Annotated in this window: 9 protein-coding genes and 2 pseudogenes; 5 read left to right on the top strand and 6 right to left on the bottom strand. The window is 71.7% G+C overall.

Annotation, left to right across the window (positions count from 1 at the left end; all coding sequences use genetic code 11):
* Window positions 1-8: 8 nt before the first annotated feature.
* Complete coding sequence (locus ACZ3ZE_RS36695; protein ID WP_467262146.1) at window positions 9-1,424, bottom strand: 2-hydroxymuconic semialdehyde dehydrogenase; 1,416 nt, start codon at window positions 1,422-1,424, stop codon at window positions 9-11.
* A gap of 191 nt (window positions 1,425-1,615) precedes the next feature.
* Here ACZ3ZE_RS36695 and ACZ3ZE_RS36690 point away from each other — a divergent pair, with 191 nt between their 5' ends.
* On the top strand, window positions 1,616-2,563 hold the full coding sequence (locus ACZ3ZE_RS36690; RefSeq protein WP_361180028.1) for a LysR substrate-binding domain-containing protein: 948 nt from the start codon (window positions 1,616-1,618) through the stop codon (window positions 2,561-2,563).
* Between the two features lie 1,559 nt (window positions 2,564-4,122).
* Window positions 4,123-4,933: pseudogene (locus ACZ3ZE_RS36685) on the top strand (PP2C family protein-serine/threonine phosphatase); the annotation flags it as partial.
* Between the two features lie 388 nt (window positions 4,934-5,321).
* On the opposite strand, the gene ACZ3ZE_RS36680 reads toward ACZ3ZE_RS36685, so the two are convergent.
* The 3 genes from ACZ3ZE_RS36680 to ACZ3ZE_RS36670 all read right to left on the bottom strand — a co-directional run bounded on the left by ACZ3ZE_RS36680 (window position 5,322) and on the right by ACZ3ZE_RS36670 (window position 7,963).
* Entirely contained in the window at window positions 5,322-6,830 is a 1,509-nt protein-coding gene (locus tag ACZ3ZE_RS36680) for a SulP family inorganic anion transporter (protein ID WP_361180030.1), read from the bottom strand.
* Between the two features lie 14 nt (window positions 6,831-6,844).
* Window positions 6,845-7,426 carry a carbonic anhydrase gene (locus ACZ3ZE_RS36675; protein ID WP_361180032.1) on the bottom strand — a complete coding sequence of 194 codons (582 nt, stop codon included), beginning with the start codon at window positions 7,424-7,426 and terminating at the stop codon, window positions 6,845-6,847.
* A gap of 69 nt (window positions 7,427-7,495) precedes the next feature.
* A complete protein-coding gene (locus ACZ3ZE_RS36670; RefSeq protein WP_361180035.1) occupies window positions 7,496-7,963 on the bottom strand; it encodes a hypothetical protein in 468 nt (155 codons plus the stop codon).
* Between the two features lie 297 nt (window positions 7,964-8,260).
* On the opposite strand from ACZ3ZE_RS36670, the gene ACZ3ZE_RS36665 reads away from it, so the two are divergent.
* Window positions 8,261-9,160 carry a helix-turn-helix transcriptional regulator gene (locus ACZ3ZE_RS36665; protein WP_361180037.1) on the top strand — a complete coding sequence of 300 codons (900 nt, stop codon included), beginning with the start codon at window positions 8,261-8,263 and terminating at the stop codon, window positions 9,158-9,160.
* A 93-nt stretch (window positions 9,161-9,253) separates the two neighbouring features.
* Here the strand turns inward: ACZ3ZE_RS36665 and ACZ3ZE_RS36660 are convergent, their stop codons facing one another.
* Complete coding sequence (locus ACZ3ZE_RS36660) at window positions 9,254-9,544, bottom strand: hypothetical protein (protein WP_361180040.1); 291 nt, start codon at window positions 9,542-9,544, stop codon at window positions 9,254-9,256.
* 609 nt (window positions 9,545-10,153) lie between these two features.
* Here ACZ3ZE_RS36660 and ACZ3ZE_RS36655 point away from each other — a divergent pair.
* Window positions 10,154-11,161 (top strand): FG-GAP repeat domain-containing protein, encoded by a 1,008-nt coding sequence (locus ACZ3ZE_RS36655; protein ID WP_361180042.1) that lies wholly within the window; start codon window positions 10,154-10,156, stop codon window positions 11,159-11,161.
* Window positions 11,158-13,623: an FG-GAP-like repeat-containing protein gene (locus ACZ3ZE_RS36650; protein ID WP_467262144.1), complete on the top strand. Its 2,466-nt coding sequence runs from the start codon at window positions 11,158-11,160 to the stop codon at window positions 13,621-13,623. Before ACZ3ZE_RS36655 ends, ACZ3ZE_RS36650 begins: the two co-directional genes overlap by 4 nt.
* Here ACZ3ZE_RS36650 and ACZ3ZE_RS36645 read toward each other — a convergent pair.
* Window positions 13,620-13,719, bottom strand: a pseudogene (locus tag ACZ3ZE_RS36645) (IS481 family transposase); the annotation flags it as partial. The gene ACZ3ZE_RS36650 and the pseudogene ACZ3ZE_RS36645 sit on opposite strands and share 4 nt — an antisense overlap.

The following is a 13,719-nucleotide window of genomic DNA, read 5'->3' as shown; positions in this document are numbered from 1 at the left end:
AGTCGTGTTCACAGCTTCACGCACACGCTCATGGGTTCGGAGAAGAAGTCGAGGGAGTGGTCGCCGCCTTCGCGGCCGATGCCCGAAGCCTTGACGCCGCCGAAGGGGGTGCGCAGGTCGCGCAGGTTCCAGGTGTTGACCCAGGCGATGCCGACATCGAGGGCGGGGGCGACCCGATGCGCCCGGCTGACATCGCTCGTCCATACGGTGGCGGCCAGTCCGTAGGGCCCCGCGTTGGCGAGGGCGAGGGCTTCCTCCTCGGTGTCGAACGGCGCCAGGTGCACGACGGGGCCGAAGATCTCCTCCCGGACCGCCGGGTGGTCCTCGGGCAGTCCGGCGAGCACGGTCGGCTCCACCCAGAAACCGCCGTCCCGGTCGTCCCCGAACCGCGGCACCCCGCCGCCGGCGAGGACCTGGCCGTCGGCCGCGGCCTTGCGGAGATAGCCGAGGACCTTGTCGCGGTGCGCGGCGGAGACCATCGGGCCGTATCCGGTCAACTCCCGCGCCCGGGAGGCCAGCGCGTCGGCGAACGCGTCGAAGACCGGCCTCTCCACGTACACCCGCTCGGTGCACAGGCACACCTGCCCGCTGTGCGTGAACGCCGAGCGCAGGGTGCCGTCCACCGCGCGCTCCAGATCCGCGTCGGCGAAGACGAGACCGGCGTTCTTGCCACCCAGCTCGAAGGAGACGGGGGCCAGCCGCCCGGCGGCGGCCCGCATGATCGTCGAACCGGTGCGGGACTCCCCGGTGAACGCGATGGCATCCACCCCAGGGTGCTCGGTGAGCCACTGCCCGGCGGAGTCGGCGCCACCTCCGTGCACGAGGTTGAAGACACCGGGCGGCAGCTCCGCCTCCGCCATCACTTCGGCGAGGAGACAGGCGGTGTGAGGGGTGAGTTCGGAGGGCTTGGCGACCACGGTGTTCCCCGTCGCGAGCGCGGGGGCCACCTTCCAGGTCAGCAGGAGCAGGGGCAGGTTCCACGGCGAGATCACGGCGATGACACCGAGGGGCTTGTGCACGGTGTAGTTGAGGGCGCCGCGCCCGTCCGGGGTAGGGGTGTGCCAGGACCGCTCGGCGCGGCCGGCGAGCAGGTCGGCGTACGAGCGGAAGTTGGCGACGGCGCGCGGGATGTCGACGGTCGAGGCCAGCTCCCGGGGCTTGCCCGTGCCGGCGCACTCGGCGTCGACGAACTCCTCGAACCGTGCCTCGATGCCGTCGGCGACGCGGTGCAGCAGCCGTGCGCGCTCGGCCGGACCCCAGGAGCCCCACGGCCCTCGCAGAGCGCCCCGGGCCGCGTCGACCGCGCGGTCGACGAGCTCCCGGGAGGCGGAGGGCGCCTCGCCCGTGGTGATGCCCCGGACCGGGTCGACGAGCGGGAACGGCACACCCGTGGTGTCGAACCCGCCCCCTACGTAATGCCGCACAGGTGAGCGCACCTTGCAGACCTCCGTTGAGTTGCCAGGCCGGGATTTCGGATCAGCTGCCCCGGCGTGTGCCGGTATCATGCGCCCATCAAGCTATGCCGAACCAATGCCAAATGGCACTCTTCCCATACCGAGTTCGCTATGGCAGGGAAGTGGTACGCCCCCACCCCCTCTGCGTGAGGAGCTTGTTGATGGATCTCCTGGACGGCCGGCTGAAGTTCCGTCATCTGACCCTGCTGGTCGCGATCGTCGACCACGGCAGCGTGGCAAGGGCCGCCGAAACCCTGCACCTCACCCAGCCCGCCGCCACCCGCACCCTGCGCGAACTGGAGACCATCGCCGACCTGCCGCTCTTCGTCCGCGTCCCCCGCGGGATGCGGCCCACCCTCTACGGCCAGGCCCTCACGGAACACGCGCGCGCCGTCCTGGCCGAACTACGACGAGCAGCCGACCACCTCACCGGACTACGCCAGGGCCAGGAAGGCACGGTCACCGTAGGTGCGCTCCTGGCCGGCACGAACGTGCTGCTGCCCCGCGCCGTCGCACGCCTCAAACGCGCACGCCCCCGCCTCACCGTCGTCGTCCGCGAAGGAACCCCCGACGTCCTGCACCCCGCCCTCCTCGCGGGTGAACTCGACATCATCGTCGGCAGGGTGGGCCCCGCCCCGAAGGAAGGCGCCCCCCTACGCCAACGGCGCCTCTACCGAGAACGCATCCGGCTCGCCGTCCGCTCCGGCCACCCCCTCCTCGACGACCCCGCCGTCACCCTCACCGACACCCTCGGCCACCCCTGGATCCTGCCCGTCGAACAAACAGCGCTGCGGCAGGAACTCGGCGCGCTCTTCGCCGACCGCGGACTCGAACTGCCCGGCGACCGCGTCGAATGCACATCCATCCTCACCATGCGCGCCCTGCTCCTGCAGACCGACATGATCGCCCTTCTGCCCGAACTGGTCCTCCGCGACGACCACCAGCTCGCCGCCCTCCCCGTCGAACTGCCCTCGGTCGGCCGCACCGTCGGCACCACCGAAGTCGCCCACCGCACCCGCAGCCCCGCCCTGCAGGCCCTGCTCCACCACCTCGACGAGGAAGCCACCCACCTGCGCGAAACCCTGTGCGGCCCCCGGACGGAGCACTGACCTTCCCTCACAACCCGACGCGCCCCAGCGGGAGCCCGTCCGCGGCCGTGGCCGACCTCTGTCCCGATCCGGCTGTGTCGCGGCCGGTGGGGGAACCGAGGGCCGGCGGATGATTGTCTGTGTCGGCACGCATGCCTGATGCTCCGTGGGGAGTGATCACACGCGGGGGAGCACCTGGCAGGCTGTTGAGACGGTCCGCCGTTCGGCGCTTCCAGGGAGAGGGAATGGAAGGGGGGCGACTTCAAGCCGCAGGGCGGCGTCCCGACGGGGCCGCCGCGCTCCACCCCGCCGACCGACCGCAGTAGCCAGGGGCCGTCGTCGCTTCACGCCCCCATGGGCCGGGGCATGTTCAACGGTCGAGGACCGTGACCGCGACGGTCAGGACCGCGGAGATGACCGCCGATGTCGTCACGAACGCCCGTCCTGACGCCGCGACGCACCGGATCGCCGCCCCAACGGGCGACGGCGAAGGCCGCTCCCGCCGCCAGAACCGAGACGATCACCGCCAAGCCGATCACGATGAGCAGCAAGGCGGTGTGGGTCATGCTCACGAAGATCCTCCAGGTCCTTCGGCCGGGTGGGGCGCGGGGCGCGCCGCTGATTTCACGATCCACCCACCGCCCGCCCGAACGAACCGGTTGGACGTTGTTGCGGTAACAACAAGGGGTTGTTCGCGGATTACCTCGTCGAGGAGGACCGGGTGGGGACGGCGAAGTGGCCAGGGGCGTCCATGGACGCCGGCGCGTGGACCGAGTCGGGAGATCAACGCGCTGGTCGAGGTCTTACGAGGGTGGCTCGACGCCTCGAACATCTCGGTCAGCCGCCTGCACGGCCTGCTGACCCCCGACCACTTCAGCGAACCTGTCCCGGCCCTGCGGCGCCTCCGGGACCAGCTCAACGGCATCGGTCTGACCTGGGAGACGGCGGAGGCGGTCCCCGACGTCTGTTTCCCGTGCGAGAGCGGGGAGCAAGCGGCTGAGCGACTCGCCCACATCAAGGCCCTGTGGACGGCCGGCAGCACGTCCACCCCCGCGCAGCCGGCACACGATCCGGTGGACAGCCTCGTCCACGCCCAGCGGCAGACGATCGCGGCTCTCGAAGAGCTCAACCGGGTGCGCCAGGCGTACGAGATCAGCGAGCAGGCCCGCTTGCAGGCTCTGCAGGCGGCGACGCTGCTGTTCGCCATGCTGGGACAGACACAGGCGCAGGTCGCCCAGCTGACCCGTCGGCTCGACGCCATCCGCGGTTCGCACGCCCGCGAGGCCGCCGAGGAAATGCAGGCCACGTCACGTCTCGCCCGAGCACACAACCAGGCGGAGGAACTCCGGGAGCAACTCACCCGGGCCGAGACGGAGCGCGACCGCGCCCAGCAGGTGGCCGACCTCGCCGCACGCCAGATCAGCGACCTGGAAGCCGAACTCAGGGACCTCCGTCCTGCCGCCGACGCGGGGGAAAGTTCCTCTGACACTGCCGCACTGGTCCTCCCGGACGTGGGGCACACGACAGCGGACGACCTCGCCCTCGACCAGGTCGACGCCACGCTCCAAAAGGTCCGCGACATGCTCGACCGCGAGCACGAAGCCGTGCAAGGGGCCGCCGCGGACGTGGGCTGGACGGGAGCTGTACCTGAACAGGGCGGGCCCCGGGTCGTCGTCGGCGAAGCAACGAGCGACCGGAACCCTCCGGTCACCGACGAGGATCTGGCCCGGTTGTTCACAACAACCGGGCACAACCCCTCCACCAGCGACGACCCGGTCCAGCCGCGCGCCTTGCCGGGCCCGAGTGCGGACACGGCGCGCTTCATCGGCGCCGCGACCCGGCGGATCGCGCGCGGTCTCGACCTGGACGAGATCGTCCTCGGCCTGTGCCGGGCCAGCCTGCCCGCCTTCGCGGACGAGATCCTGGTCTATCTGCGCCACCCGCTGCCAGTGGGCGACGAACGGCCGGTGGGACCGTTCGTGCTGCGGCTGCGCCGCAACGACAGGGTGCATGCGATCGTCGACTCGTACGGCGAGGAGCTGGCCCTCGTCCCCGACCAGGACCCGACCCCCGCGGCCGAGCTGTGCCCGTGCTGTACGGACGCCAGGCGGTCATCGCGGACGAGCTGCAGCGCACCGTGCTGCCGGACTTCCTGCCGCAGCCGGCCGGTGTGCGGCTCGCCTCGCGCTATCTGCCGGCGGCCGAGACGGCCCGGGTGGGCGGCGACTGGTACGACGCGATCCCGCTGCCCGGCAGCCGGGTGGCGCTGGTCGTCGGTGATGTCATGGGCCACTCGATGACCTCGGCGGCGATCATGCGCCAGCTGCGCACGACGGCGCAGACCCTGGCCAGGCTCGACCTGCCCCCCCCGAGGTGGTGCTGCACCATCTTCCCAGTGGGCACGAGCAGATGAGAAAGCGGCAGTGCACGGCCCCCTGGGGTGCCGTGCACTGCTTCGTCCATGTCCTTGGAATTCACCCGAGGGACTTTCGAAAGGTTTGCGCAATGGACCACGCTGGGCGCCTCGCCCCCGCTGGACTGGTCTTCCTGGGGCTGGTGGATCCTGCGAGTCCCCTCATCCCGCCGACGCTTGCCAACGCGGCCACGGGATATGTCCCTCCCTCAGGAGGATGGCGGAGATCGGTCGTCGAAAGCGACGCTCCGGATTTCTTCGTCACGGCGAACAAGGGATGGTTCGACCCTCCCGTGAAGGGGGCTTTTCGGGGACGACCGAGAGTTCCTGGTCGCCGTCGGGGCGCCTCTTGCCTTTCGCCGCGCCTCAGTGTGAGGAGTCGGCCGTCTCCGAGGCCCGGGCCCGTTCCGGCAGGAAGCGCACGCGGATGGCGTCCGGGTCGTGTGGGCTGTGCCGGGCGGCCCATGCCTCCAGGGCGGTGCGGCAGGCGTGGTCGAGGTGGTGGACCTGGGAGAGGTCCAGTTCCACCGGCCGGTCGTGCGGCAGTGCCTCCAGGGCGTCCAGTATCTTCGGCAGGCGCAGGAACGTGACCGTCCCGGAGAGCCGGACCCGCACCGGTCCGGTGCCGTTGTCGAGGCGGTCGATGCGCAGGTGGGAGGCGTCCCAGGCGGCCTTGGCCACGGAGAGGACCAGGCCGATCAGCACGCCTTCGAACATGTTGACCGCCACGATCGACACCGCCGTCACGACCAGGATCAGCGCCTCGCCGCGCTGGGTGCGCCAGAGGGAGACGACCGCCCGGAACGGGACGAGCTTCCAGCCCGCGTGGACGAGGATGCCGGCGAGGGCCGCGAGGGGAACGTAGGAGAGGGTCGCGGGCACGAGGGCGGCGAAGAGCAGCAGCCACACGCCGTGCAGGACCCGGGACGCCTTGGTGCGGGCGCCGGCCTGGACGTTGGCCGAGCTCCGCACGATCACGGCCGTCATGGGCAGCGCGCCGAGCAGGCCGCAGAGGGTGTTGCCGACGCCCTGGGCGACGAGCTCCCGGTCGTACTGGGTGCGCGGGCCCGCGTGCAGCCGGTCGACGGCCGCGGCACTGAACAGCGACTCGGCCGAGGCGATCAGTGCGAACGCCAGGACGGTGCCGAGCAGCGCCACGTCGGCGAGGGCGGTGAGCGACTCCGTCCCGGGCAGGCGTACGGCGTCGAGGACACCGCCCACTCGTACGGTGGCGATGGGCAGGTCGAACAGCCAGGTCGCGGCGCCCGCCAGCACGACGGCGACCAGAGCCCCCGGCACGGCGCGCCCGGCCTGGGGCAGCCGCCGCCAGAGCACCATGACGAGGACGGTACCGGCGGCGACGGCAAGGGAGGCCAAGGCCGTCGTGCTGCCCAGGGCCCTGAACAGGGCGCCGGGCAGTCCGCCCAGCTTGGCGAGCCCGGAGGCGGGGGAGGGGATGCCGGCGGCGGCGTACAGCTGCCCGGCGATGATGACCAGTCCGATGCCGGCCAGCATGCCCTCGACGACGGACAGGGAGATCGCGCGGAACCAGCGGCCCCACCTCAAGGCGCCCATGACGATCTGGAGGATCCCGGCGAGGAGCACGATGACGCCGAGGGCGGGCAGGCCGAAGGCGCGGACCGCCTCGAAGACGAGCACGGTCAGACCGGCGGCCGGCCCGGAGACCTGGAGGCTGCTGCCGCGCATCAGGCCGGTGACGACTCCGCCCACGATGCCGGTGATCAGGCCGAGTTCGGCGGGTACGCCGGACGCCACGGCCACGCCGATGCACAGCGGGAGCGCGACGAGGAACACGACGAGCGAGGCGGCGAAGTCCTGCCGGAGGTAGGGGAATCGGGAGAGGGAAGGCGACATGCTGATCTCCCCTTTCACAGGGACTCGAAGGAGTCGGTCTCGGGGCGGTACGTGCTGACGGCGCCGGTGTGCACCTCGTAGAACCAGCCGTGCAGGCGCAGTTCGCCGGCGGCCAGCCGCCGCTCCACGCAGGGGTAGGAGCGCAGCCGGAGCAACTGGGCGAGGACGTGTCCGCGCACGGCGTCGGCGACGGCCGGATCGTCGGGTCGGCCGGGTGTGCCTTCGGGGGCGGCGTAGGCGAGCCAGTCCCGTACGGCCGGTACGGCGCTGAGGTCGTCGCCCCGGACGAGGGCGCCGACGGCGCCGCAGTGGGAGTGGCCGCAGATCACGATGTCGTGCACGCTGAGGACCTCGACGGCGTACTCGATGGTGGCGGTCTCGCCGGTGGGCGCGGCGCCGGCGTACGGGGGGACGATGCTGCCCGCCGTACGCAGTTCGAAGAGTTCGCCGGGGCGCGCTCCGGTGATCAGCGCGGGGACGACACGGGAGTCGGAGCAGGTGATGAAGAGGGCGTCCGGGGACTGGCCCTGGGCGAGCGGGGCGAACTCCTCAGGGCGCCGGCCGAACCGGCGGGCGTGGTCGATGAGGGGCTGCATGTGTATTCCTCCTGGCGCGCGTGGGGGCGCGTCGGGCTGACAGGACGGCTTCGTGTGTGGTCCTGCCTGTCAGCAGCGAAACACCTGAAGTGTGGCGGGAGCGAGGGCCTGCGCACGTGCGACGTCGGGACCGTGGGCGGAGTGCCGTCTCGCGCGTGCCCTGCTGTCCGCGGCCGGCTGTGGTTCCGGTCCGGCCGGTACGGGTGCGAAATCGGCGAGATCGGTGAGATCGGCGTGGTCCGCCGGGTACGGGGCGGGGAGGCGCGGAGTGCCGGAGCGGCGCTCTCGGCGGCGCGCCGCGGCGCGGCCGGGGGAGGTGGTGAGTTCGCCGTCCTGCGCGGGAGCCGTCTCGTAGGGAGCGGGGACGGCGGCCAGAACGCGCTGCGGGCCGGCCGGGCGTGGCCCGGACGCCGTCGCGGGACCCCAGCCGCCGCAGCTCACGACGAGGAGGAAGCAGAGCACGAGGGCGGGCGGGAAGGCCGGGAGGAAGGAGAGCAGGAAGGTGGGCGCCGGGCCCACGCATCCGGTGGACGTCATGTGCACTTCCCTCCCTCGTCTCCCGCCGTCAACACTGTTCACCAAAGCAAGTTCAAGTCCGGGTCAACGAACAGTAATACGGGCAGGTGGTGTCCCCTGTGTAACACCAGGTGAACAACCCCGGTTTCCGGCTGGAATCATTCGCAAGATGACGCGCGGAGCTACGGAAACAGCGCCCGGGGGCACTCGCTCCGGAGGGCGCGCCCGTCCGCAGCGCCCGCGCACGGGGGGCGCGGAAAGGGCGGAGGGGGCGTCCCCGGCACGGCCGTCCCCGCCACGAGCGACGACCGCACCCGTGTGACCGTCGCCGAGGTCGCCGCCGAACTCGAAGTGTCGCCGCGCACCGCACGCCGCGACCTGGAGGCCCTGTCCACCGCGGGCATCCCCGTCTACTCACAGCGCGGCCGCGGCGGCTGGTCGCTGGTCGGCGGCGCACGTACGGACCTCACCGGGCTGACCGCCGAGGAGACCCGGGCCCTGTTCCTGCTGGCGGGCCCCTCGTCGACCACACCCGAACTCCGCACGGCACTGCGCAAGTTGGTACGGGCTCTGCCGGCACCCCTGCGTCCGGGCGCCGAGGCCGCGTCGCGGGCCGGCCATACCGACGGCGCGCACTGGTCGCATGCCGACGGTACGGCTGCCGGGCCGCACCTCGACACGCTCCGCCGGGCCGTGGTCGACGGGATCCAGGTGCGGCTCGGGTACGCGGGGCCCGGCAAGCCCGTCGGCGTGCGCACCGTCCATCCGCTCGGGCTCGTGGCCAAGGCGGGCCACGACTACCTCGTCGCCGACACGGAGCGTGGCCTGCGGACCTTCCGGCTCAGCCGGGTCGCCTCGGCCGAGGCGACCGGCCATCCCGTCGTACGGCCGCCCGGCTTCGACCTCCCCTCGGTCTGGCGGTCGTTCGCCGCGCGCCTGGAGGAACGGCTGTACGCGGCGACGGTCCGGGCCCGCGCCGAACCGGCTGCCATGGCGATCCTGGAGAGGCTGTTCGACGGACGCCTCCACGTCGGCCCGAAGCTCCCCGACGGGTGGACGGAGATACGGGTCGACGGGCCGACGCCGGAGGTCATCGCGACACAGCTGGCCGGGCTGGGGGCACGCGTCGAGGTGCTGGACCCGCCGGAGGCGAGAGAGCGGCTCGCACGCCTGGCCGTCGAGCTGGCAGCTGTGTACGGCCCACCGGCGGCCGGCTGAACCCCCCACCTTCGCTGCCCCCCCCGCCTCCGCCGCCCCCCGCCTCCGCTGTGCCCGCCGGCGCGACGGGATCACCTCGCTCCGGCGGTTCGCTCAGTGCAGCTTGTTCACGGCCGTGGTGACCGTGTTCTTGAAGGCGGCGACTGGCGGGGAGCCCCAGTTGCTCTCCCACGTCACGATCGTCACCGTGTCGCCGTCGCGCCCCACGCCGATCAGCTGGTTCTGGTACCCCCAGCCTCCCTGGAACCCGATGCCGTAGACGTGGGCCCCCTCTTCCACGGCCACCGTGCCGTGGTCGGTGAAGGCGACGGGGACGTTCGGGTTCTGCTCTTCGCGGCGGTCGGCACAGCCCGCCACGGACTGCTCGGCCAGGGCGGCGCTCACAGCGGCATGCGCATGGCAAACGGGAATCGACGAGCGGCCCCACAGGGGCGCCGGCCGACCCCTGACACACAGCCGGACCGCCGCTCAGCAGGTCATTCGTCGAGAGCCGTGCAATGCGGTACGCGTGGCACGACCCCGACCCGTACGTCGTCCGAGCCCCTCCCAGGGGGTGCCATGCAGCCAGGCGGAGGCCGGCGCGGCGCCCGCCTGACGCGGGCAGGCGGCCTCCTCCGCCGCGATCCGCACGATTATGGCCTACTTGCCAGGCCGTGATCCCGCGCCGATCGCCGACTGTCCGGCCGGGTTCCCCGCGCGGCCCCGACTCCGCCGAGGCCAAGGGGCCCATGCGTTCGAAGCCGCTGCGGCCCGCCCGCCCGGCAGCGCCTTGCGCGGGGGACCTGGTGGACTGCCTTCCGCTTCTCCCAGGCTGAGAATGATCGCTCCGTTTGACGGCGCACGGGCAACTGGGTTTCCCCTGGACCCCTGGGTGCGTCCGGCGAGCCGTGTGCGGACGCGTCTTGCCGAAGCCTTGCGCCCGGGCCTCGACCACCATCCCGGCGCACCGTCCCGGGCGGCCAGGCTCGACTCGTCCACGCCAAGGAGCACTTCATGCAACTGACCACCCGTACCCGCCTCGGTCGAGGCGGGAGCGGCTCCGACCGTCGAGGGAGGAGCTCTTCGGCCCCGCGCAGCCGCTCCCTCGTCGTCACCGCCGCGCTGGCCCTCGTCGCCGCCGTCGTCCCGTCGATGGCCGCGCCCCAGGACGCGGCGGCCCTCGGGCGCTGTGGCGAGCGGCACGGCTGGGCGCCCCAGGGGGAGATCGCCCCCGCGATCCCGGGGATCACCGATCCCCACCTGATCCGCTTCGCCGATCTGGACGGCGACGGTGACGACGACCGCCTGCTGCTCGACGAGATCGGCGGCATCCGCGAGTGGCGCAACGACCGCGACGGCAGGTGGTCCTACCGCGGCCGGATCGCGCTGGGCACCGGATACGCCCCCGACCGCGTCAAGTTCGCCGACCTCGACGGCGACGGCAAGGACGACTACCTGGCCGTCAAGGGCGACGGCGCCGTCGACGGGTGGATCAACGAAGGAGGCGACCTCACGACCCCGACGGGAATCGAACCCGGCTGGAGGCCCGTGGGGCAGATCGCCCGGGGCACCGGCACACCGCCCGGACAGGTGTACTTCGCCGATCTCGACGGCGACGGCGACGACGACTACCTCACGCAGTCCGCCGCGCAGGGCGACCTGTTCGCCTGGCGCAACGAGGGCGGCGACCGGCCCGGCCATGACGGGTGGGCCGCCTGGGGCAGGGTCTCCGAGGGGAAGGCGCTGCTCGCGACCTCCCGCCCCGAGTTCGGCGACTTCGACTGCGACGGCCGCGACGACCGGCTGTTCCTGTACCCCGACAGCACGCTGCTCAGCCTCGCCAACGCCGGGATCAAGGACGGTGTACTCGTGGACGGCCACGCCGGCGGCGCCGACGGTACGCACGATCCGGCGGAGCGCATCATGTTCGCCGAACTCAACGGTGACGGGCGGATCGACTACCTCGCCATGATCGGGAGCGGCGCGATCGTCGGATACCTCAACGACGGAGGAGACCGATGACCGCCACCACCGCCGCCGCTACCGGAACCGCCGCCGCCGCCGCTACCGCCACCGCCGCCCACGCCCTTCGGCGGCGCCGGTTCCGGGGCGCGGGCGTCCTCGGCGCCCTGTTGCTCCTGCTGGCCGGGCTCCTCGTGATGGTCCCGGCGAGGCCGGCCTCGGCCGAGCAGCGACCGCTGGCCAGCACCCCGCTGATGACCTGGAACATGCAGGGAGCCAACGAGTCGGGGCCCAACACCAACAAGTGGTACAACAACGTGCGCACGTACGCACGGCAGTACAGGATCGTGATGCTCCAGGAGGCCGGAGCGACTCCCGCGGACAGTTCGACCCGGAAGGACGATCTGATCCGCACCACGGTCGGCGCGGACCGCACGGTCACCACCCATTCCGTACGGCACTACGTGTGGAACCTGCACAGGGAGGCCTACCCCGAAGAACGCCACGTCTACTTCCTGCTGACGCAGGACGGCGTCGGTGGCCGGGTCAACCTCGCGATCGTCGTCAACGGGCAGCCGGACGAGGTGAACGTCGTCCAGAACCCGATCGCGGCAGGCCGTACCGCACTCGGCGTACGGTACGGCTCCCACTGGTACTTCACCGTGCACGGCCTGTCAGGCGGCGGAGGCGACTCGGCGCCCCTGCTCGACGCGATCGACACCCAGGTGGGCAACTGGGCGGAGGAACGGCGCGTGGAGTACGAGTGGACGGTCGGAGGCGACTTCAACGTCGAGCCGAACGTCATCGTCGACCGCGAAGGATTCCCGCCCGGCCGGACCATCCACACCACGGTGCAGACCCACCGCGACGGCGGACGCCTGGACTACTTCGTGACCAGCGACATCGCCGCCGCGCAGCAGCTCAGTCACGCCCACGTCGTGCAGTGGGCGCCGCCGTCCGACCACCTGCCCACCACCATCGGGCACCCCCGTGCCGCCGCCGATCCTCCCAAGTCCATCAGGCTGATGCCCGTGGGCGACTCGATCACCCAAGGTCTCGGCAGCTCCAACGAGTCGGGGGCGCGCGACGAGATCCAGGACGGCCTGGGCAAGATCAGCCAGAACGAGCTGTTCGGCAACGACATCCTCTCGCCCTGGTACGACCTGCCCTTCAAACGGGACCTCGTCGGCGAGCGCAGGAACGGGATCGGCATCCCCGATCCCGACCACGAGGGCTGGCCCGGCTACACCATCGACCAGATCGCCGCCGAGGCCTCCGACGCCGTTCCGCAGATGCGGCCCAACGTCGTGACGCTGCTCGCCGGGACGAACGACATGGTGCGCGACGTGGACGTCGCGAACGCCCCGGCCCGGCTGAGCCGGCTGATCGACCAGATCTACCAGGGGTCCCCCGGCGTGACGATCGTGGTGGGCCTGCTGACGCCCTCGACGAACCGGGCGATTCAGCAGCGGATCGACGCCTACAACGCCTCCGTCGCGCCGATGCTGGACGCGCGGATCGCCAAGGGCGACCACATGGTCAGGGTCGACCTGAGCGCGGTCACGACCGGCGACCTGGTCGACGAGGTACACCCCAGCGACGCCGGATACCGCAAGATCGCCGACGCCTACGTCGCCGGCGTCGGCGCCGCGCTCGACAACGGCTGGGTGCGTGAGGCGGCGCCCCCGGGCGACCCCAACGGGCCGCGCGGAGGGTACGAGCCGAAGGGAAGGATCTGGGACGGACTGCCGGGCGACCCGGACGTCGCGGGCGCGATGAAGTACCCGGACCTCGACGGGGACGGCCGCAGCGACATCGCCTGGATCTCCCCGACCGGCGCGGCGACCGTCTGGCTGAACCGCGACGACCACGGCAGGACCGTCTGGACGTACCGCGGCGAGATCGCCATGGGAACCGGACACGGACCCGACCGGGTCTTCTTCGCGGACCTCGACCGCGACCACAAGGACGACTACCTCGTCATCCGCCCCGACCACACGATCGACGCCTACATCAACCGGGGCGGCGACACCGTGGACGCCGCCGGGTGGAAGCCCGGCTGGGAACCGCACCCGAACTACGGGCGGGGGACGGACACACCGGTGGACCGGATCAGGTTCGCCGACATCGACGGCGACGGCCGGGCGGACTACGTACGGCTCCTCGACTTCGGAACGAAGGTAGACGTCTTCTACAACCGGGGCGGCGACACCCCCGGGCACGACGGCTGGGAGCCGAGCGGTGCGATCCTGACCAACCTCAAGGCCCGCACCAACAAGCAGATCGAGTTCGCGGACCTCAACGGCGACGGCAAGGACGACTACATCGCCCTCGACGGCGACGGTGTGCCCAACGCCTGGTTCAACACCGGCCGCAGCGACTGGACCGAGCGAGGCAAGATCGCCCGCGGCACCGGCGGGATGATCGCCCTGCCGCAGCTGGACGGCGACGGCCGGGCCGACTGGGTCAAGATCGCCCGCAATGGCGCCCTCGACGCGTGGATCAACAAGGGCGGTGACTAGGTGTATTGACCTGCAGGGTTGTTGACGCGGCTGATGGGCGGGTGTCCGTCGAGTGCGGTGTGGCAGCGGTGGTGGTTGTAGGTGTGGAGGAAGTCT

It is taken from the genome of Streptomyces sp. NPDC023157 (assembly GCF_055560575.1).
Note: the sequence above shows the minus strand (reverse complement) of the source record. Positions and strands in the feature narration are given on the sequence as shown.

Bases quoted from the DNA above. Each gene is read 5' to 3' on its own strand.
- ACZ3ZE_RS36690 (WP_361180028.1), top strand. From the start codon at position 1,616: ATGGATCTCCTGGACGGCCGGCTGAAGTTCCGTCATCTGACCCTGCTG.
- ACZ3ZE_RS36680 (WP_361180030.1), bottom strand. From the start codon at position 6,830: ATGTCGCCTTCCCTCTCCCGATTCCCCTACCTCCGGCAGGACTTCGCC.
- ACZ3ZE_RS36675 (WP_361180032.1), bottom strand. From the start codon at position 7,426: ATGCAGCCCCTCATCGACCACGCCCGCCGGTTCGGCCGGCGCCCTGAG.
- ACZ3ZE_RS36670 (WP_361180035.1), bottom strand. From the start codon at position 7,963: ATGACGTCCACCGGATGCGTGGGCCCGGCGCCCACCTTCCTGCTCTCC.
- ACZ3ZE_RS36655 (WP_361180042.1), top strand. From the start codon at position 10,154: ATGCAACTGACCACCCGTACCCGCCTCGGTCGAGGCGGGAGCGGCTCC.
- ACZ3ZE_RS36650 (WP_467262144.1), top strand. From the start codon at position 11,158: ATGACCGCCACCACCGCCGCCGCTACCGGAACCGCCGCCGCCGCCGCT.